The organism is Candidatus Saccharimonadales bacterium (assembly GCA_040903985.1).
GTDB lineage: Bacteria > Patescibacteriota > Saccharimonadia > QS-5-54-17 > QS-5-54-17 > JBBDUI01.
Genome location: JBBDUI010000002.1, coordinates 577,814 through 598,083, shown reverse-complemented (window position 1 = coordinate 598,083; position 20,270 = coordinate 577,814). Strand labels below are relative to the sequence as shown.

Here is a 20,270-nt window from a genome sequence, read left to right as displayed (position 1 = left end):
GAAAACATCTTATGGTGTTTTCGAATTCTAAGGAAAAGCTGGCAGGAACTGCAGCACTCATCATTAAACGTAGTGATGATGAATGTGAAAGTCAAAGCCAAGCTTTGACGTGGTGCCGCGGGAGAGACTCGAACTCTCACAGTCTTGCGACCACAGGCCCCTCAAGCCTGCGCGTCTACCAGTTCCGCCACCGCGGCATACACCTAAACTGCCTGGCTATTCTACACTGAAGCTACCAGTAGCGGCAACCGAGAATACCTACTGATGGGCGTGAGGCATATGATCGTAGAGATGCTTAACGTCGTACTCCCGGCGCATCTGCTTGCGTAGCATGTCTCGTGTCACTCCCAGCTTCACACCAGGATTAAGGATGCCTTGTGGATCAAATAGCTGTTTGACTTCGTTAAACAAGGCATAGATTTCATCGCCATAGAGCTCTTTGAGGTAAGGTGCCCGCAAGCGACCGTCATTATGCTCACCAGAAGTACTACCACCCATCTCCGCGACCATAGCGTAGAACTCATCCATGAGTTTGATTACAGTTTGACGATCACCAGAGTTATCCAAATCTAGAAACGGCTGCATGTGCAGGTTGCCATTACCCGCATGTCCCCATACGGCAATCTCTAGTTTATAGCGGCCAAACAGCTGGTAAGACTTTTCTAGGAATTCAGTCAGTTTGTCGGCCGGTACTACCCCATCTTCAATAATTGGCAATGCCTTTTTCTTGCCTTTGTCCTGCCAGATCAACGCGGCCGCACTACGACGTATTTTCCATAAGTCCTCTTGATCTTCATAGTCGGTACAAACCTTGATCTCTCGCGCTATATCCTGGAGCAGCTTCTGCGCTTTCTTTACCTTGCGCTTCCGCGTAGTAGCCTTCTCATCATCGAATTCGACTAAGAAGACTAGCTTAGGTAATTCACCTTCGACGATACCAGATAGTTGATCCGGTTGATGACGACGGAGGAAGTCGAGCAGATAGTGATCTACCACCTCCATTGCACTGGGAGCTAGCTGAGTCAATAACTCGACCGCTTGGCCGGCCTGGACCACTTCATCGAAGAAGATGGCCATCAAATGCGTGTCAGGGTTGTAAGCTTCAGTCCGAAAAGTAATCTCACTTACCATACCCAGTGTTCCTTGAGAGCCGGCAATTAAACGTGATAGATCCACTCCCCCGTCCGGCTGTCGGACATCCCAGAGGGCATAACCGGCCGAATTCTTACTGACATTGATCCTGGCGGCCTCGATCTGCTCGGCGTTGTCGGCCAGCAGACCGTCGATTTTACGATAAATCTCCCCTTCAAAGTCCGACTGCCCCATCTTACGACTTAACTCCCGCTTACTAAGCGGACGAGTACGGATGACGTCACCGTTAGAGAGGACTACCTCCAGCTCCTGGATGTAGTCAGCGGTTGAGCCATATTTGAGTGATTTCTCTCCTCGAGCATTATTAGCTACCGCACCACCCAGTGTAGAATATTCAATACTTGAAGGATACGGGGGGAGGTAGCGGCGATGACTAAAAAGAGTACGCTGCAAATCTCCGTAGAGCATGCCCGGCTGGACGGTCACACTCTCACGATCGAGATCGATCAATTTATTCATGTGGGCCGGCAGTACCACCATCAAACCATCGCCGATAGCTCCACCGCTCTGGTCGGTACCTTTACCACGAGCAGTAATCGGTAGTTTCTTGCCCCGTTCGGCTAGCTGGGAACTAAACTTAGCGATTTTACGTAAGTCGGTGACGTTACGCGGATAGATGATGGCTCTTGGTTGAACCTTGAAAATACTACTATCAGTCGAGAAGTAGTCGATGGCCGGTTTTGCATCGAGGACTTCCCCTCGCAAGTGTTTGCGTAAATGGTCGGCTAGGTTACTCATTACGACTTATCATAACAGGTTCGGTTTTCAAAATGAATTATTAACAACATATTTCCCTGCACAAATGGTGCCGAAGAGAGGACTTGAACCTCCACGCTCGTAATGAGCACATGCTCCTGAAGCATGCGTGTCTACCAATTCCACCACTTCGGCTCCAGCTATGCAGGTTGTCTATATTAAGCTGCTACTTAGGAGAGTATACCCGGATCACAGGCCTACCACTAGTCTCTAGGACCGAGGCAGCAGGCGGGTTTGGGTCGGCTGAGTGTTAATCGTCCAGTCCGCTACATTATGATAACGGTCGGCAGGTTGAGCTATGTCAGATACACTGAGACCCTGTAGTTCCTCTCGGTTCACATAGTAAGCATGTAGCCGATAAAGCGCTAGCGCCGGGGCATCGGCTCGCCAGCGATTCTGAAAAGTCTCATATTTAGCTGCCCTAAGCTCAGAATCGGTTCGGGTGCGACCATCTTCTAAGCTGGTATCGGCGACCTCAGAATCGTACTGGGAGACATTACGGCCAGGATCTTTAGCTTGCGACGAATGCCAATAGGCGTACACGTCAGGGTCGATATCGAGACCGATACCGATACCGAATAGTAAGATATCGAAGTTACGGGGCCGCAAGTACTCCTCCTGCAGCTCGATACCAGCGACAGCGGTAACTACTACCTCAACACCAGCGGCCTCCCATTGTTGACGCAGATTCTCGGCCGCTGCCGGGTAGCCGTAGCTATCCTGAGTCACTATGCGCAGGCTAAATGGTTCATCGTCACGGTAGAGCCTACCATCACGGTACTCTAGCTCAGCCGCCGCAAATTTAGCCCGGGCAGCCTCCTGGTCAAATCCTAGCTGAGAGGTGCGGTAGCCTAAATGGCTCGGCAGTAGTGGGCTGTCAGCGTAGCGGTAATCGTGACCAAGCGCTCGCCGAGTACCGCGAGTGTTGATACTCTGCGTTAAGGCCTGACGTAGTTCACGACCAATCACCTGGTTATTGTAGAAGGCAAATACCTGGCCACTAACTTCCAGGCGAGACACCGTCGAACGTTGTGGCCGCTGCAAGCCAGCTGGATTAAATGAGCTATCGAGCACCATCCCGCCTAACTCATTACGATTATAGGCCTCGACCATCTCTGCCTCGGTCTCGTATGCGGCGATGATAAAGCGATTTAGCATAGGCGGACCCTTATAGTAGTTACTATTGGCTCGCAGCCGTACTTGTTGATCATTATTAATCTCATCAAACATGAACGGGCCACTCCCGATAGGCTGGTTATTAAAGGAAGATACGCGTAAACGCTCCGGCTCAACCCCCTGCAAAGCGTGCTCTGGCAGAATACCGACGGTAAGCTGACCGATAAACGGAGCGTACGGATTCGGTAGAGTAAAGGCGATCCGTAGTTCGTCGAGCACTTCTACCTCGATGTCTTGCCAGTTTAGCTGTAAGTGTGAACCGACATCAGGGTTTTGAATCAATCCTACCGTGTAGGCCACGTCCGAGGCAGTTAGCTGCTCTCCGTCATGCCAGTAGACGTCATCACGTAAGTTCACCGTATAAACGGTCTGTTCTTCATTAATCTCATAATCATGTGCTATATCGGCTACTACATCGCCACTACCACCGATCTTAAATAGACCGCTAAATACTAGTCGATTAGCTGCTTCTGCAATCTGACCGTCGGGAAAGAGTGGGTTGATTCCACCCACACTACCGACTATCCCTTCTACATACCGCCCGCCGGGGGCTGGGCCGGGTGAGAGATAGTGCTCGTCTAAAGCACCTATCTGTTGTAGTAACAAGATAATGATGAGTGCAAACACTGCTAGCCAGCCGAAGACGAAACGCTCCGTCCGGCGTAAGCTCCGATCCTTGAGGTGGGTAGCGATAAACTTTACATACTGGCTACGTAGTTTGCGCCACCCTGTCTGCGCTTTCTCTAGCACCGCTTTAAACCTATCTTGCTGCAGAGGACTCATCTATGCCGACATTAATCCGAGCACGATAGAGAGCACAAACACTACTGCGAAAAGAATCGTCAACTGGTACATGACCAGCTCGATACCCCGCCGCGAGAAGTAAAAGGCACTATCACCACCGAAAGCTTGACCAAGACCGGTACCGCGGGACTGAGACAGGATGAGCACGATCATCAGGATTCCGGAAATCATAGATACTAGATGAAGAGCTGCTTGCATAGTCTAACTACTCCTTTATTAGGGTGTTGGCGGCAAAGTTAACTACCCAGATTATAACTACAGCTAAGATGGCGGCCCCGAATGTAGCGATCGAAAAGGCTGGGTAGAGCAGTTCGACGAGATACAGCATGAGGCTGTTTACGATTAAGGTGAAGAGACCGAGAGTAACGATAATAGCCGGCAAACTGAGAATGATAAGAATCGGGCGGACAAATGCGTTCACGATCGAGAAAATCAAAGCCGCTACCGCAATCACACGCCAGTCACCGTTAAAACTAATACCGTCGATGAGTTCACCGGCCAACCAAAGTCCGAGGCCGTTAACTGCCCAGCGAATTAAAAACTTTTTCATCATATGGGGTTATTGTAGCATAAAATCGACTCTCAACCTCACACCCTAGCCGAGCGCTAGAGTTGTTCCTTGAGACTTTTAGCTAGCTTAGCGCCGACGGTTGCCGCTAGTTCCGCCTCGCTAGCGGCCTTAACGCCCCGATAAGAGCCAAACTGTCGAATCAACTTCTTCCGGGTGGCCGGACCTACCCCCGGTACCGTCTCTAAGACCGATGCTGTTTGAGCCTTATTCCGCAGTAGTGAATGGTAAGTGACGGCGAAGCGATGGGCCTCATCACGAATATGCATGATCAGTTTCAACAGATGCGAGCTCTGCTGCAGCACGATCTCCTCATAGCGGCACTGCTTACCTGCTCCCTGCGGCATGATGATCCGCTCGAACCGTTTAGCTAGCCCGATGACAGGTACGTGAATCCCTAGTGACTCTAGCGTCTCCACCACTACTCGCACCTGACCTTTACCACCATCGATAATGATCACATCCGGCTGGGGCCAACTATCCCAGTGGCGGGCTCGGCGCTGCAGCACCTCCTGCATGTGAGCGAAATCGTCGTTACCCTGCAGGCGCAGCTTGAATTTGCGGTACTCGCCTCGATTCGGCACGCCGTCGGTGAAGACCACCATACTGGCTACGTTATTCGTACCTTGCAGGTGGCTAATGTCATAACATTCGAGCCGCCGCGGTGGCTTGTCCAGTTTCAGTAGGGATTGGAGATCTAATAGCGCTCGATCGCGACCGAGATCAAACAGCTCTTCTCGACCAAAGAGATGCTGCTTCTGCAGGGCTTGAAGATTATGTAGCTGATCGCGCACTCTTGCTGCTATCTCGAAGTTATGTGCTCTCGACTGCCGCTTCATCTCCCGCTCTAGCTCTTTAGTCACCATGCTCACCTTCCCGGCTAAATAGCGCTTTAACTGCTGAATATTACGGCGATAATCCTCCGGACTGATAGCCTCAATCTCCGGTCCAGGGCAGAGTCCCAAGTGGTAGTGCAGGCAGGCGCGGCGGGGTAGTGTCCGGTGAGTGACATAAGGAAAGCTGCGGCGCAACTGCTTCATGGCCCGGCGGACGGCAAAAGCGCTGGTAAAAGGCCCGAAATAGGTCGCATCATCATCCAACGGTCGCCGGGTAAAGCTGACCCGCGGGTACACATCACCGGATATCTTTACATAGAGGAAATTCTTATCATCGCGCAGTAATATGTTGTACTTCGGCATGTAACGTTTTATCATGGCCGACTCGAGAAATAGCGCTTCGACCTCGCTACCGACCTCAAGCCACTCGATATCGGCGATTTCATTTACTAATGCCTGGGTCTTAAAATCATGTGCTCGGTTCGACTGAAAGTAGCTGCGTACCCGGGTACGCAGACTAGACGCCTTACCGACATAAATGATCTCCCCGCTAGCGTCTTTATGAAAATAGACACCAGGACTCTTCGGTAATTTAGTTAGCTTCGTCTGTACGCGTTTATTCATAATAGGGTTTAATTATAGCAATCGACCGAATCGTGCCTGTTACTGAGCAGAAACAGCTATTTGCTCACAGATCTTAGAACAAGTACTACGTTGATCACAGTCATCGCAAACTAGTACCAGATTATTACAGGCCACGTTAGCGCAGTTAATATGCCGAGATGTGGCACCACTACAATGTATGCACTGGCCAATATCTCGAGCTGCTTCAGAGAAGCCGACGTTCAGCCGCTTATCAAAAACGAAGCACTTGCCATCCCAGTAACCCTCATCCTTAAACTCCTGGCCATATTTAACGATACCGCCCTCGAGATGATAGACCTCATCAAATCCCTTATGCTTCATATAAGCGCTGAGGTACTCACAGCGTACATCCCCAGTACAGTAGGTCAAAACCGGCTGATCTTTAGGTAGTTTGGCTAACTCTTTTTTGATCTCTTTGAACGTCTTGATCTTCGGTTTAATGACATTTTTACCCCGGAAAGCGCCAATATCACTCTCATACTCATTGCGGGCATCAAGAATCACTACATCGGGATTCTGCTCTAAGTATTCATGCCACTGCTGCGGCTTCAACCCTTGGGTCGAGTTGAATACATCGAATTCCTCATCAGGGGCCAGAGTCACCAGTTCAGGCCGCACCTTCACACTCAAACGCGGAAAGTCATCACCCACACCCTCACTCCATTTATATTGGATGCCCTTGAACATAGGATGCTGATTCATCTCCCGTACGTAACGCTTGAGGTCCTCGACATGGCCACCGAGCGTACCGTTGATGCCCTGATCAGCTACGATGATACGCCCTTTTAAGTTGTAGCGCTCGCAAATATTACGCTGCCAGAACTTAACTGTCTCCGGATCAGGTACGGGCACGAATTTGTAATAAAGAATTACTTTCTGCATCGCCACTATTTTATCATCTCCTTTGGGGCAAAATTTACTTGAGCGCCTTCTTAAGGTACTGACCAGTATAGGACTCTTTCACTTGGGCCACTACCTCTGGCGTACCACTCGCAATCACCTGACCGCCACCCGAGCCACCCTCGGGACCGAGATCGATGATCCAATCGGCATTTTTAATCACGTCCAGATTATGCTCAATCACTAACACTGTGTTGCCGCTTGCGACCAGCTCTTGCAAGACATCAAGTAGCTTCTCAACATCGGCGAAGTGTAGTCCAGTGGTCGGTTCGTCTAAGATATAGAAGGTTTTGCCTGTGCTGCGACGCGATAGTTCGCTAGCCAGCTTAATCCGCTGCGCCTCACCCCCACTGAGAGTAGTGGCTGGCTGGCCTAATCGAATATAGCCTAGACCCACTCGCTCTAGCGTCTCCATACGACGCTTAATACTGGGAACGTTAGCGAAAAACTCTGCCGCTTCCTCTACTGTCATATTCAAGACATCAGAGATAGTCTTTCCTTTATAGTGGATCTCTAGTGCCTCACGATTATAGCGCTGGCCTTTGCACTCCTCACAGGTTACGTACACATCGGGCAGAAAGTGCATCTCAATCTTAATCACACCGTCGCCACGGCAGACTTCACAGCGTCCGCCTTTAACGTTAAAACTAAAACGCCCCGGCTTATAACCACGGATACGGGCCTCCGGAGTCTTGGCAAACAGCGTCCGAATATCGGTGAAGACATTAGTATAAGTCGCTGGATTGGAGCGCGGTGTGCGGCCGATCGGGCTCTGGGTGATAGTAATCGCTTTGTCTAGGTGCTCCACGCCTTCGATAACCTCATGCTTACCCGGTACCTCGTTAGCCCGATGCAGACGCATACTCAAATGCTTGGCTAAGATGTCGTTCACTAAGGTCGATTTACCAGAACCGGATACACCAGTGATGGCGATAAAGGTACCTAAAGGCAACTCCACATCGACCGAATCTAGATTGTGCTCACGCGCACCGACTATCCGCAGCTGCTTGCCATTCCCCTTCCGCCGTTTGGCTGGAGAGGGTATCGAGCGTGTACCGCTGAGATACTGGCCGGTCAGGCTGTTTTTATCCGCCGCTACATCCTCCGGTGTGCCGAAGGCTACGATCTCGCCGCCGTGCTCCCCAGCTGCTGGACCGACGTCGACCACGGTATCGGCCACCCGAATCGTTTCTTCATCGTGCTCGACCACGATAACGGTATTGCCCAGATCACGTAGTCGGGTCAGGGTAGCTATCAATCGAGCGTTATCCCGCTGATGTAGCCCGATCGAAGGCTCATCTAGTACATAGAGTACTCCCATCAGGCCGGAGCCGATCTGAGTAGCTAAGCGAATGCGCTGAGCCTCTCCACCACTTAAAGTATTGGCACTACGATCAAGCGTTAGATAGTCCAGCCCGACATCATGCAAGAACTGCAGCCGCTCCTGAATCTCCTTGAACACTTGTTGGCCGATCTGCTGTTGCCGCGACGTCAGTTTAATCTCCGCAAACCACTGTCGAATATCACCGATACTAGCTTGAGTGACGTCGATGATCGATTTGTCGGCCACTGTGACGGCCAGGACTTCGGGCTTTAGCCGCGCTCCGTGACAGACCGGACACTCTCGCTCCCGCATGTACTTCTCGATGTCACGCTTCATAAACTCAGAGTCAGTATCGTGATAGCGGCGTTCGAGATTAGGGATCACTCCTTCGAAAGTAGCACCATACTGCCGCCCGGTACTGGCGATGTCAACCTCGAACCGCTCGTCTTCATTGGCCCCATAGAGCACTATCTCGCGAGCCGCTGGGTCGAGCTCGCGCCAAGGTGTATTAACGTCAAAGCCCTTGCTATCGGCCACTGCCTGCAGTCGTCGCTGATACCAAGCATCCTGGCGACCCCAGGCCCAGGGTCGGATCGCTCCTTCGGCGATCGTCAATCGGTCGTTCGGTACGATTACCTCAGGATCGATCTCTAGCTTCATGCCTAGTCCCATACAGCTAGGGCAGGCGCCGTGCGGGGAGTTGAAGGAAAAGCTCCGTGGCGCCATCTCGACGATCGGCGCTTCTGGATGATTAGGGCAGGCAAACCGGTCACTATAAGTATGTATGATCTCGGAGTCGGCCTCTAGCACCTTGATAGTGCCGTCCGCCAGATCCAAAGCCTGCTCGACCGATTCACTCAAACGACCCTGGATATCATCCCCGATTACCAATCGGTCGACTATAACTTCGATGGTATGCTTGTACTTTTTATCCAGGCTCGGAAACTCGTCAACATCATATGTAACTCCATCGACGCGCACTCGGGCAAACCCGGCCTTCTTTAGTTCGGCCGGTATATGCCGAAACTCGCCTTTGCGATCGACTACTACTGGCGCTAGCAGTAGTAGTCGAGTAGCCCGCGGTAGCTGCAAAACGGCATCGACAATCTGCGTTAACGACTGACGCTCTACCTCTTCGCCACAAATTGGACAATGCGGTATGCCGACCCGAGCGTAGAGTAGGCGTAAGTAGTCGTAAATCTCCGTCACAGTAGCTACCGTCGAGCGCGGGTTGCGACTGGTCGACTTCTGATCGATCGAGATGGCTGGGCTGAGACCTTCGATCTGATCCACGTCGGGTTTTTCCATCATGCCTAAAAACTGGCGAGCATATGAGCTGAGCGATTCAACATAGCGGCGTTGACCTTCGGCATAGATAGTGTCGAAAGCCAGACTGGACTTGCCGGAACCACTCAGACCGGTAATGACGATTAACTCATCCCTCGGGAGGGTTAAGTCTATGTTTTTCAAGTTGTGCTCGCGTGCACCCTTGATCCGTATCTGCTCGCTCATACTGCTTCCTCATCGTATAAATTATTGGCTCTCTCAAAAGAGCCCTAAATCTGTCGTAAACGGTTTGTTATCGCCCGCCCCTACGCTGTAAATTACATCTCAGCGTCAGATTCATCAAAGAGATATATTACTACAAAACCACCCATTTTTCCAGTGGTGTAGCCCGCTATACCAACGGGTCGAAACTAACGACTGCGGGAGCCTCTCGGGTGAGGTCCTTACGAAAGCGCTCGAGCTGTTCTGCATCGGACACTTGATCGAAATGTAGATGTCCTAGCGGGAGCAAGTGGATCGCATCCGGACCATCCATCCGTAAGTTGAAGCCGAAACGGCGAAAGTTAGTAGAGATTAAAAACTGCTCATGCTGAAGGTATTCCGTATTGATCAGTTGGCAGTTCACCGTAGCCCGGGCTGGATCTTCACTTTCGAGATTAAGCCCGACGCCTAACACTACCGCTGCTCCAACTTGACCAGCCGTTCCACTCTCACCCCCAAACACTTGGCACAGCTTCCGTTGCATCCGCTGTTGTTTATCTGGAGTGATGTTACGCTCAGCTCTATAGTCAAACAGCCTGACACCGAGTCGTCCACCATTTAGGCGGACGCTAGCTACCGCCGGTATAAACTCTCTTGAGCGCAATAGCAAAGCTCGAACCGGATTTAAGTCTAAATCGCTAGGGTAGTCTATACCCTGCTCGATGACCAGACGGTTGCCTTCATAAACCTGTATTGGCTCTATCTCGGCCACAGCTAGTAGTGGGGACGCCTCATGTCGTACTTTCATTTCTTTATTAAACAATTAATCGATTGATTTTGCAAATCGAAGGACGACTACCAGTGGAGTGTCTTGCCCCCAATACGAATCTTATCGCCCGGCTGGATGCCACGTCGAGTCAGTTCTCGGTTTACACCGCGCTTTTTCATGATGTCACGCAAGCGATCAACACCTTCACTGTTATTCATATCTGTACGGCGCGCAAAACTTTCCAGCTGTTCGCCATGAATCGTAAACTCTCCGTCCAGCTCCTCGATACTCCAGCTACGGGGATCGTCATCCAAAGTGAGGGTAGGCATATCCTCCGTCGGCTCCAACTCTTCCGTCTCCGCTACCGACTTCACAGTCGTCAGCGCCGCATCTAACACCTCTTTAAGCCCCTGGTGAGCTACACTGGCTATGACATAAACTTCCTCCCCCGTAAGCTCTCGTAGTTGCTCTTGGTGGGCCGTCACTATCTCTTCTGGCACCGCATCGGCCTTAGTTAGGGCCACTAGGCGTGGCTTATGGGATAAATCGATAGCGTAGGAGTTAAGCTCCTTCTCGATCGTCTGGTAAGCAGCTACCACATCGTCTGAACCGGCATCGATCAGATGTAGTAGCACCTTAGTTCGCTCTACATGGCGCAAAAAGTCATCGCCTAAACCTTTGCCTTCACTGGCCCCCTCGATTAAGCCGGGGATGTCAGCTACTATCAGCGCTTCATCATACACCTCGGCCACACCTAGATTAGGCACTAGGGTAGTAAAGGGATAGTCGGCGATCTCGGGCCGAGCGTTACTGATAACAGAGAGCAGCGTCGACTTACCAGCGTTTGGCAGTCCTACTAGCCCGATGTCGGCCACACTCTTCAGCTCCAACCGTAGCTCTTTCTCCTCGCCTGGCTCACCGAGCTCGGCGATGCGTGGTGCTTGCCGCGTGGAGGAGACGAAGTGGGCGTTACCAAAGCCACCCTTACCGCCGTGAGCTAAAATAGCCGTAGCGTCCACCTCGACGAGATCGGCTATCGCTGTATCGCCCTCATAAATAACGGTGCCGACGGGGACGATAATCTCTACGTCCTCTCCGTTTCTGCCGTGGGCTCGACGCTTACGACCCGACTCTCCAGCCTCAGCTTTAATCTGTTTACTGTGGCGAAACTTAGCTAGCGTATTGACATTATTACTGGCCCGAACCACGACATTACCACCGTCACCACCGTCGCCACCGTCCGGACCACCCCGAGAGACGAATTTTTCCGTCCGGAAACTGGCCACACCTGACCCGCCTTTGCCGGCTTGAACTCTAATCGAGGCTTCATCTACAAACATACCTAGTAGTGTAGCCAGCCTGCGCAGCTTTTGCTACCCAGGCCGTATAAAGAGTTTATAAAGTTAAGAGTATTGTTGACCGCAGTTCCCAGCGCTATAGACAGGGAAAAGCCGTAGCAGATGCTACGGCTTGGTCTTCCCTAGTTGGAGTAGTGTTTTCAACTTTAAGCCTTTAGGGTAGCAGGTCGAGTAGAAGTAGAAGGAGTTAAATAGCATCGATTGTCTCCGCTTATCGATATATGTAAGCTGAATAGCTAGATGGCGCAACTATCTCGTCATGGATGTTCCAGACGCCGCTTAGGTTCATCGAACGAACACGAATACGACCATCTTCAAGCAACTCCTCTACTATTCCTACATGTCCTAGACCACCATAACCCCCACCACGCTGGGCAATCGCACCGACACGCGGCTCCGTACTTACAGGAATATTCCGCGCAACAGCACTGTTAGCCCACTGAGAAGCATGACCCCAAGTCTCACCATAGATTCCCTTTCGTTCCGCTACATACCAAGTACACTGACCGCCGAAATGTCGGTTATCACCACCGCTCACTCCATTACTGCGGCCGACGAAAGTAGCGCTACTTGCACCATAGCCGTAGCTCGGTACAAAAGCGTTAGCAAAGTAACTATTGGTAGGATTGAACTGTGGGGCCGGCTTAGTACCGTTAGGGATGACGATCTTCTGACCGCTCTTCAGACCGTCCACTTCGGCATCGTTAAAGCTAATGATCTGCGTCGCATTAGCCTCATACTTCTCGGCTAGCTTATCGGCAGTATCACCACTTTGAACCTCATGCAGCACACCGTTTACCGGCAGAATAGTCAGTTTAGCACCGACATCTACACCGGCACCGGGGTTAATGTCGTTGGCCCAACGGATAGTGTTGGTAGTAATACCAAACTTACGAGCTATATCATCGATGTCTTCACCGCTTTTAACCGTATAGCTACGGATATCACTGCGGCTCACCGAGTCGGTAGCTACAGCACTGGCCTTACGCAGGTAGGCACTGTCGCTTGATAGCAACTGTGACTGAGTGCTCAAGCTCTCACTGTGCTCGCTGACCTGTCCAGCCACGCTAATACCGAGGCCACTGGCTACGTTAGCGGCGATATAGGCTGAAGTAGCCTTATCGACCACTCCACCCTCGCCACTGGTACGAGCTAGGACGTCGTTAGCGTTCTGTTTGGTCTGAGCTACCATCGGACCACTAAGGCCGATGAGTGTGACTATACCAAGCGCTACCGCTATGTGTGACACATGCGGGCTAAGTCGCTTGAGGGTAGCCATTGCAGTTTGCGCACGGTCGTTAAACCGGTTGTGAGTAGCTGCTCGCGTGAGCAGTAACTCTGTCGCCTGCTTGGTACTAATAACAATCTCCTGTCCAATCTGTTACCAGAGAGGTATTACCGTAGCTTTTAGTTACTACACCTACGACCGTTAAGTTATGAGGTGGAAACTGCGGCAAATCACTTACGAACATTAAGATTTAAGGTTAAACTCTTACGCTCAATAAGTAATGTTCTAATCCTAGCAAGCATCCTAGGGGGTGTCAATATAGTGATTATCGCTTAGCTAAGTCTAAATATAATAATTTACAGATGAAATTTCATTGACATTGCGTAAAATATGTTTTGTGGGAGGTTTATGTACCACTTACACCGTGCTGTTGAATGTAGGCGTCATGCTCTCGCTGGGTACGGGAGAAGCGGGTTACCCCGTCCTTACCGGTGACGAAGTAGAGGTAATCCCCAGCACTGGGACTAGCGATCGCCTCGAGTACACTTCGCTCAATTGTTGCGATCGGAGCGGGTGGTAACCCCTCATAGCGGTAGGTATTATAGGGAGAATCGAGACCAGGTGTGGCGTTGACCCCTAACTGACGGGCAGCATAGAGATAGGTCGGGTCGGCCTGTAGCATCATCCCTTGCTCTAGCCGGGTCTGGAATACCTGAGAAACGCGTGCTTGAGTCTCAGAATCGGGAGCCTCTTTCTGCACGATCGAGGCCAGAGTCAGCCCCTCATGGATAGAGAAACCTCGCTGACGCCACGCCCCTACTAAGTCAGCGTCGAGTTGCTGCTGCATATTAACCAGAGCTAGCCGCACTATATCAGCTGCACTACCGTTAGCTTCGACATGATAGGTATCAGGGAACAGATAGCCCTCGAGAGTAGTGCCGGCCGGCTTTTCATCTAGTAGATCTAGATCGTAGTCCTCATTCAGGGCGCTCGCTACATCTGGCGGCTCAAAGCCCGCTTCGATCAGTATCTCCTCTATCTCCGTTAACTCACTTCCACCCGGTATCCGCACCACGATGCTGGCCACCTCTCCAGCGGTAAGGGTGGTTAGAATATCTGTCGCTGACTGATTAGGGGCTAAGCCGTAGAAGCCGGCCTGAATGCTGTGTGAGGCCTGCTCCAGTCTAGCGTGAATTCGAAAGGCTAATACATTACGTATAACCCCTTCGCTATGGAGAGATTCAGCGATAGCGGTCGAGGACATACCTGGCTCGATTGTGATATAACGCAGCTCACTATCATCACTCACTGGTAATAACTGCTGCTGATACCACTGCCGAGTCCACACCCCCACAAGTAAGAGTGCGAGAAAAATTCCGATGATGATAAATAGCTTACGCTGGCGATTCTTGCGAGTAATAGTTAACTGTTTCATAGCGTCTCTAAATAATCCTGTAAGATAACGGCTGCTGCTAAGCTGTCCTTGTCAGCCCTGGGGTAGCGACTACGGAGTTCCTGGCCAGCTTGAGTACTTAATGTTTCGTCCTGCAACAGTACGGGGCACTGTAGTCTATCTGCAAGCTGAGTTGCAAATGCACGAATCTCCTCTGATTGAGCCGTCTCTTCTCCCTCGAGATTACGTGGGAGACCGACGATCACTCTCTCGACCGACTCACTCTCTATTAGCTTCTGGAGATTAACCGATAAATCGGCATCATTTGCCAGTGGCAGGTGTGGGGTGCCAATCCGAGCTACGGTATTACCTAACGCCGTACCTACTTGGCGGCTTCCCCAATCAATTGCTAGTATCGTCGGCATCGGAGCGATCTACCTCAAACTCAATATTAATTCGCTCGGCATCGCTCGGTACGGCCGAGGACCAGAACGGGGTTAAATCAATCTGCACTTGGGTAACATTTGGTATCGCCTCAATATGCGCGATCGCTTCGGTATAGCTCATCCCGGCTACGGCCTGCTTCAACTCAGTGGTACCGATATCGGGGCCTATGACACCGGCACCCTGAATACGGAAAACGGTACTCTCATCAGTAGCTGTGATCTCAACCTCATCCAGACCGGTTTCTACAGCTGCTAGAGAAGTGCTGTCCTCTACCTTATCGAGATACTGAGACTCTAATAGGTCTTCCAGCTCGCTCTGTTCTACGGCCAACATCGTAAACGCCACTTGCAGGATTAGGCGGCCGGTCTCGGCCTCTTCACCAACGTCTGGTTCGGTCGAAGTCTCACTGACGTTAGCAGCGAATGACTCCTCGATTACGTAGAACTCCTCATCGAACTGACGGCGTAGCTCCTCCTTAACGGCGGCCTCTTCACTCTCGAGTAGCTCTCCTCGGGCTTTCTCTACGTCGCTAGCTGAGATTACTGTCACCTCTTCTGAGCTACCCCCAGTCATATTGCCACCTTGCCCGGAGACTGTGTTAGACGAATAGCCTTCTACCGTGTAGGAAGTGGGGCCAATGTTATAAGTCTCGCCGATCTCTACGGCTTGCACCGGTACGGTAGCTTGCCCATCACCGGTACAGGTAAAGCCAGTGCCAGCCGTACTACCGGGCACTACCACTGTAGCAGTAGCCAGATAGTTATTACCGTTAGCTGCAGTCAGGGTATCACCTGACTCAATGGTGATAGAGCCAGGAGCCGGCGACTGGCAGTTTGTCACCGTAACCTGACCAGTAGCCCTATCCCCCACCGTAGCCTCACCGGTAGCCGGGAAAGTGGCGGTCAAGGTCCGACCCACCTGCCTAGACTCGGCCGCTAAGACAGCGGCGGCGATATCGGAGTTCTCTGCACTAGGGTCGAAAGTAGCACTAAAATCTGCACTGACATCTTGAGTTCGACCACTAATCGCAATCTCGGCGCCTGGCATCAGGGCGAAGATAGCCCAGACACCCCCACCGATGAGGAAAATAGCGGCTAGTCCAATCAGGATCCACTTCTTAAACCGATCAAAGTCAGGCACTCGTTTACTCTTCTTCCCTTTACCAGGTAGAGCATCCGATTGCGGCTGCTTTACCTTTTTTGCTGCCTTATCGGCACTGTTAAGATCAGACTCGGTAGGGATAGTGCCATCGATGGTATCGCTCGGTATCTCTTGAGCTGAGGTAGCTGGCTCGGGCACAATCGGTTCGGTCTCAAGATTAGGCGCTGTCAACAGTTTAAGCTGAGCGGCTACATTCAAGATAGCTGGATCGCGCGTAATCAGTACTAGACTGACATCAGCGGCCGCAGCGGCTTTATTGAGTAGCTTGAGATTAACTACGCTCTGCAGTACGGTCGAACGTTTGGGTGGTACTAGAGCCACAGTCTCATCACTCAGCTCTTCTAGTTTTGAGATGATTTCAGTGATTTCGTCATCACTGTCGAGATATATCTGCTTCATTAGCTCTGCATCGCTTGATTAAGTTTATTGATAAATTTCTGGCTCGGTGGCTCGGCCGTGATAGCATCTAAACCGACATTTAACAGGCCCATCGGAGTGATGTAGGCATAATCCGTAACCTTGCCGGTAGTATCTACTACCCGATCAACCTGAGCCGGATCGATGTGCTCCACTACAATATCATGAGCTATCGGCACTTGCTCACGCCAAGCCTTACTCATCAACGCCCGAGGGACATAAGGCAGACCGGAACCACCACCGCAGAGGAGAATCTTGCTCGGCAACTGATCGATGTTGGTAAACTCACTCAGCGCCAGCTCCACCCCGCTCAGCCAGACCTTGACGGTGGGTACTAGGGATTTGCGAACCGATTCGTCTTTCGACTCAGTAGTGAGGTCACACTTGCGCTTCTCCGCAGCCGCAAAATCGATATCTAGAGCCTTTGCTACCGCTGTAGTGAAACTCCTTCCACCGATACCAAACATCTTAGTCCCTTCCACGCCGCCATCGTTAACCAGAGCGATATCGGTCGTACCTCCACCGACATCGATAAAGATGGCGCTAAAGCTCTCGCTCACATCGGCTCCAACCGATTTAGCCACCGCGAACGGTTCGGCTGTCACCCCTATCAGATTGAGGTTGAGGTCTAAGGCTACCCGCTCGATAGCACTGATATGCACCATTGGGGCGAAGGCACAGAAAAGCTGAACTGAGACGTCCTTACCCTGAAAACCGATCGGATTAGTCACTTTGTAGCCGTCGATCGAAACGTTAACTACCGCGGCATTCACCATCGTAATCTCGATATTCTCTACGCCCGATTCCCAAGCCAGTTCAGCCCGGGCTCGCTCTAGGGCTCGCCGTTGTACCTGCTCGATAATCTCTTTCAGTTCACGGTTGTCGATATCTTTCTTCGCATCCGAGCGTCGGTACTTGATCGTCGTAGTGTTGCCTTTGACCAATTCACCGGCGATGCCGACGACGGCATCCTCGACGCTGACCCCAGCCATCTTCTCCGCCTCAGTGAGGGCAGTGTCACAATTACTAACCACGCCGGCAATATCAGCGATAGCTCCAGAGTGCATATCGCTCAAACCCTGGTGTTTACGCCCGACACCGATGATCTCCGCCTTAGTTTCGCCGCTTTCAGCATCGGTTACGACACGGGCAATCAGCGCCTTAACGTACTCGGTACCGATGTCGAGTGCCACAATGTGGCGATCGGTCGGTTTTTTATTAAATCGTTGTTTCAGTTTGGCAAGCATAGCTACGGCTATTTTAGCATAACCACTAGAGTTATGTAGCCGGCCGACATGATAGACTAACTAAAATATGCAGGCAAAAGAATCATTACACAACCAACCACTACCGCCTGAGCGGGAGCCGGGCTGTATTATTTGCGAAGAAGTGCTCGACCAGACCGATGGCTTAATCTGTCGACGAGCTGGGTGGCAAATATTAGTTTCGCGTGACCAAGGCTACTTAGGTCGCTGTCTAGTCATGCCTACTCGACATATAGATAGTGAGGCGGATCTAAGTGAGGCTGAAGTTCTAGCCTTCCACTACCTAAAAGTCGATCTGGAATCGGCTGTGCTTCAGGTCTTCGGAGCTCGAATGTGCAACTGGACCGAACTGGGTAATGACGCCTTCCAGGCGAAAGAGCCCAAGCCACACCTGCACTACCATATGCGTCCGCGCTACGAGCGCAGTGTTGAATTCGCTGGTCATGAATTTGCGGACCCCCAGTTTGGCCACATGTACGATCTAAATCAGCGCTGGAATGTCGACACCGATCCACAGGCCAAAGGGTTTAAAGACCTAGTAGCCGCCGCCCTTCGCTCCCAGCTTGATACTTAGCTTAGTACGGCCTTAATCCGGCGTACACCGGCGGAAGACGACTCTTCCTTAGTAATCTTAAACCGCTTACCACCCTTAGCGAGCTCACTAGTACGATCGACGTGTGGCCCACCACAAATTTCAAAACTATACTTTTCGCCATCTTCATCCTGCATCGAATAAACCTTCACTTTATCCCCATAGGTATCGCCGAAAGCGCCATACGCCCCCTGCCCTAGTGCTTGATCGGTCGGCAACTCTTCCCATGTCACGTTTAGATCCATCTCGATACGCTGGTTAACGATCTCCTCGATGCGCTGCCGCTCATCATCCGTCAGCTTCTCTGGATGAGTGAAGTCGAACCGCAGTCGCTCATCAGTGATGTTCGAGCCTTTCTGTACTACATGATCGCCTAATACTTCACGTAGAGCGCGGTACATCAGGTGGGTAGCGGTGTGGTACTGCTTGTGCATCTCGTCTTCGCCACCTAAGCCACCCTTAAACTGGCCTTTAGTCGCAGTCCGGGACCGCTGGCGTTGCTCCTCGAGACTGGTCTCAAACTCAGCCGACCAATTAGGCGACAACTTAACACCACGCTGCTTGGCTTCCTCGGTTGAGAGCTCAGGTGGAAAGCCATAAGTATCGTAAAGTTTAAAGATTAGTTCGCCATTAAGTGCAGTCGTAGCTAATTTATCAAACTCTCTAATCCCTTTACGCAACGTTTGGCGAAATACTCGTTCTTCATTCATCATTAACTCGATAATCTGCTGTTTGCGCTCAGCTAACTCTGAAAAATCAGCTTCATAAGCAGTGATAATAAGGGGGACCGTTCGAGATATAAGATCATTGTCGATCTCGAGATCGAAAGCGAAGCGAATCGCCCGCCGCATCAGCCGTCGCATCACGTAACCCTGCTCTTTATTGCTCGGTGCCACGCCATCTAAAGCGAGAAAAACCGAGGCTCGCAGGTGATCGGCAATCACACGCATCGCTGTGGTGGCTTCTGTATATTTTTTGCCACTTATCTCTTCTAGACCGGTGATGATGGGTTTAAGCAAACTAATGCTAAAGACGTCGGGATTATCCATGCTAGCAGCAGCAATTCGCTCCAGCCCACCACCGAAATCGACATTGCGTTTCGGTAGTTCAGCAAATCCATCGGCCGTCTTCACATACTGCATAAAGACGGAGTTACCGATCTCTAAAAAGCGCCCACAGTCGCAGTTAGGGTGGCAGTGCTGACCAAAAGTCTCATCATGTTCGATATCAACGAACTCGTAAAACACTTCCGAATCAGGACCGCCCGGCTCACCTTCAGGCATTGAGGCGATATTTCCAGCTCGAGTCCACCAGTTCTTACTGCCATCATAATAGAAAATCCGTTCGCCGGTCTGTATACCGCGCTTAGCCCCGTCGGCCTCAGAACCGATATCTGCTACCTTCGCTTCGATGTCTTTGCTCGCAAAGAGCTGTTGCCAGATCTCAGCTGCCTCAGTATCTCGGGGTATATCATACGTAGTGTCCCCGATAAAGGCAGTAACGTAGAGTCGCTCCGGATCTAGACCGACCACATCCACTAAAAATTCGAAAAACCACGGTAGCTGTTCCGGCTTAAAGTAATCGCCTAAACTCCAATTACCCAACATCTCGAAAAAGGTGGTGTGGCGATTGTCCCCTACCTCCTCGATGTCCTCGGCGCGCAGACAAGTCTGGGAATTGACCAGACGACTGCCCGCCGGATGCTCCGCACCTAATAGATAAGGTAGTAGTGGCTGCATCCCGGAACCGGTGAAAAGCGTAGTGGCATCATCCTGCGGCACTAGATTAGCCCGCGGGATAACGGTGTGCTGGCTAGCAGCAAAAAAATCTAAATATTTACGCCGGATTTCCTGAGTATTCATCCCTGTAATTGTAGCGTTGTTTTACTCCTGGCGCAAAACCACTCGTAGGAAGCTGTATCGTTTATCTCACGATCGTGAGTATAAACGATACAGCACAACTCTCAGCTACTAGGTATTTACTTAGTCGAA

Annotated in this window: 16 protein-coding genes and 2 tRNA genes; 1 reads left to right on the top strand and 17 read right to left on the bottom strand. The window is 51.2% G+C overall.

Annotation, left to right across the window (positions count from 1 at the left end):
- Window positions 1–110: 110 nt before the first annotated feature.
- The 16 genes from WD467_03235 to WD467_03160 form a co-directional block, all read right to left on the bottom strand.
- Window positions 111–197, bottom strand: a tRNA-Leu gene (locus WD467_03235).
- A gap of 61 nt (window positions 198–258) precedes the next feature.
- Window positions 259–1,890, bottom strand: a complete 1,632-nt coding sequence (locus WD467_03230) for an FAD-binding oxidoreductase (GenBank protein MEX2452892.1) — start codon at window positions 1,888–1,890, stop codon at window positions 259–261.
- Window positions 1,891–1,955: 65 nt separating this feature from the next.
- Window positions 1,956–2,043 (bottom strand) — tRNA-Leu (locus tag WD467_03225).
- A 75-nt stretch (window positions 2,044–2,118) separates the two neighbouring features.
- Window positions 2,119–3,867, bottom strand: a complete 1,749-nt coding sequence (locus WD467_03220; GenBank protein MEX2452891.1) for an ABC transporter substrate-binding protein — start codon at window positions 3,865–3,867, stop codon at window positions 2,119–2,121.
- Window positions 3,868–4,086 (bottom strand): preprotein translocase subunit SecG, encoded by a 219-nt coding sequence (gene secG / locus WD467_03215; GenBank protein MEX2452890.1) that lies wholly within the window; start codon window positions 4,084–4,086, stop codon window positions 3,868–3,870.
- A 7-nt stretch (window positions 4,087–4,093) separates the two neighbouring features.
- Window positions 4,094–4,441: a phage holin family protein gene (locus WD467_03210; protein MEX2452889.1), complete on the bottom strand. Its 348-nt coding sequence runs from the start codon at window positions 4,439–4,441 to the stop codon at window positions 4,094–4,096.
- Window positions 4,442–4,494: 53 nt separating this feature from the next.
- Window positions 4,495–5,916, bottom strand: a complete 1,422-nt coding sequence (locus WD467_03205) for an excinuclease ABC subunit UvrC (protein ID MEX2452888.1) — start codon at window positions 5,914–5,916, stop codon at window positions 4,495–4,497.
- A 39-nt stretch (window positions 5,917–5,955) separates the two neighbouring features.
- Window positions 5,956–6,819 (bottom strand): rhodanese-related sulfurtransferase, encoded by an 864-nt coding sequence (locus WD467_03200; protein MEX2452887.1) that lies wholly within the window; start codon window positions 6,817–6,819, stop codon window positions 5,956–5,958.
- A 34-nt stretch (window positions 6,820–6,853) separates the two neighbouring features.
- Window positions 6,854–9,673 (bottom strand): excinuclease ABC subunit UvrA, encoded by a 2,820-nt coding sequence (uvrA, locus tag WD467_03195; GenBank protein MEX2452886.1) that lies wholly within the window; start codon window positions 9,671–9,673, stop codon window positions 6,854–6,856.
- 166 nt (window positions 9,674–9,839) lie between these two features.
- A complete protein-coding gene (locus tag WD467_03190) occupies window positions 9,840–10,457 on the bottom strand; it encodes a hypothetical protein (protein ID MEX2452885.1) in 618 nt (205 codons plus the stop codon).
- A 47-nt stretch (window positions 10,458–10,504) separates the two neighbouring features.
- The gene (obgE, locus tag WD467_03185) at window positions 10,505–11,758 is read right to left on the bottom strand and encodes a GTPase ObgE (GenBank protein MEX2452884.1); all 1,254 of its coding nucleotides are present in this window, start codon (window positions 11,756–11,758) and stop codon (window positions 10,505–10,507) included.
- A 229-nt stretch (window positions 11,759–11,987) separates the two neighbouring features.
- Window positions 11,988–13,055: a LysM peptidoglycan-binding domain-containing protein gene (locus tag WD467_03180; protein ID MEX2452883.1), complete on the bottom strand. Its 1,068-nt coding sequence runs from the start codon at window positions 13,053–13,055 to the stop codon at window positions 11,988–11,990.
- Between the two features lie 355 nt (window positions 13,056–13,410).
- Window positions 13,411–14,439, bottom strand: a complete 1,029-nt coding sequence (gene mltG / locus WD467_03175; GenBank protein MEX2452882.1) for an endolytic transglycosylase MltG — start codon at window positions 14,437–14,439, stop codon at window positions 13,411–13,413.
- Window positions 14,436–14,822 (bottom strand): Holliday junction resolvase RuvX, encoded by a 387-nt coding sequence (ruvX, locus tag WD467_03170; protein MEX2452881.1) that lies wholly within the window; start codon window positions 14,820–14,822, stop codon window positions 14,436–14,438. Before ruvX ends, mltG begins: the two co-directional genes overlap by 4 nt.
- Window positions 14,800–16,404 (bottom strand): hypothetical protein, encoded by a 1,605-nt coding sequence (locus WD467_03165; protein ID MEX2452880.1) that lies wholly within the window; start codon window positions 16,402–16,404, stop codon window positions 14,800–14,802. Before WD467_03165 ends, ruvX begins: the two co-directional genes overlap by 23 nt.
- Window positions 16,404–17,669, bottom strand: coding sequence for a cell division FtsA domain-containing protein (locus WD467_03160; protein MEX2452879.1), 1,266 nt, complete (start codon window positions 17,667–17,669; stop codon window positions 16,404–16,406). The genes WD467_03165 and WD467_03160 overlap by 1 nt, the downstream gene beginning before the upstream one ends.
- Before the next feature lie 67 nt (window positions 17,670–17,736).
- Here WD467_03160 and WD467_03155 point away from each other — a divergent pair, with 67 nt between their 5' ends.
- Window positions 17,737–18,261: a hypothetical protein gene (locus WD467_03155; protein MEX2452878.1), complete on the top strand. Its 525-nt coding sequence runs from the start codon at window positions 17,737–17,739 to the stop codon at window positions 18,259–18,261.
- Here the strand turns inward: WD467_03155 and WD467_03150 are convergent.
- Window positions 18,258–20,141 (bottom strand): alanine--tRNA ligase, encoded by a 1,884-nt coding sequence (locus tag WD467_03150; GenBank protein ID MEX2452877.1) that lies wholly within the window; start codon window positions 20,139–20,141, stop codon window positions 18,258–18,260. The two genes, WD467_03155 and WD467_03150, sit on opposite strands and share 4 nt — an antisense overlap.
- Window positions 20,142–20,270 lie beyond the last annotated feature (129 nt).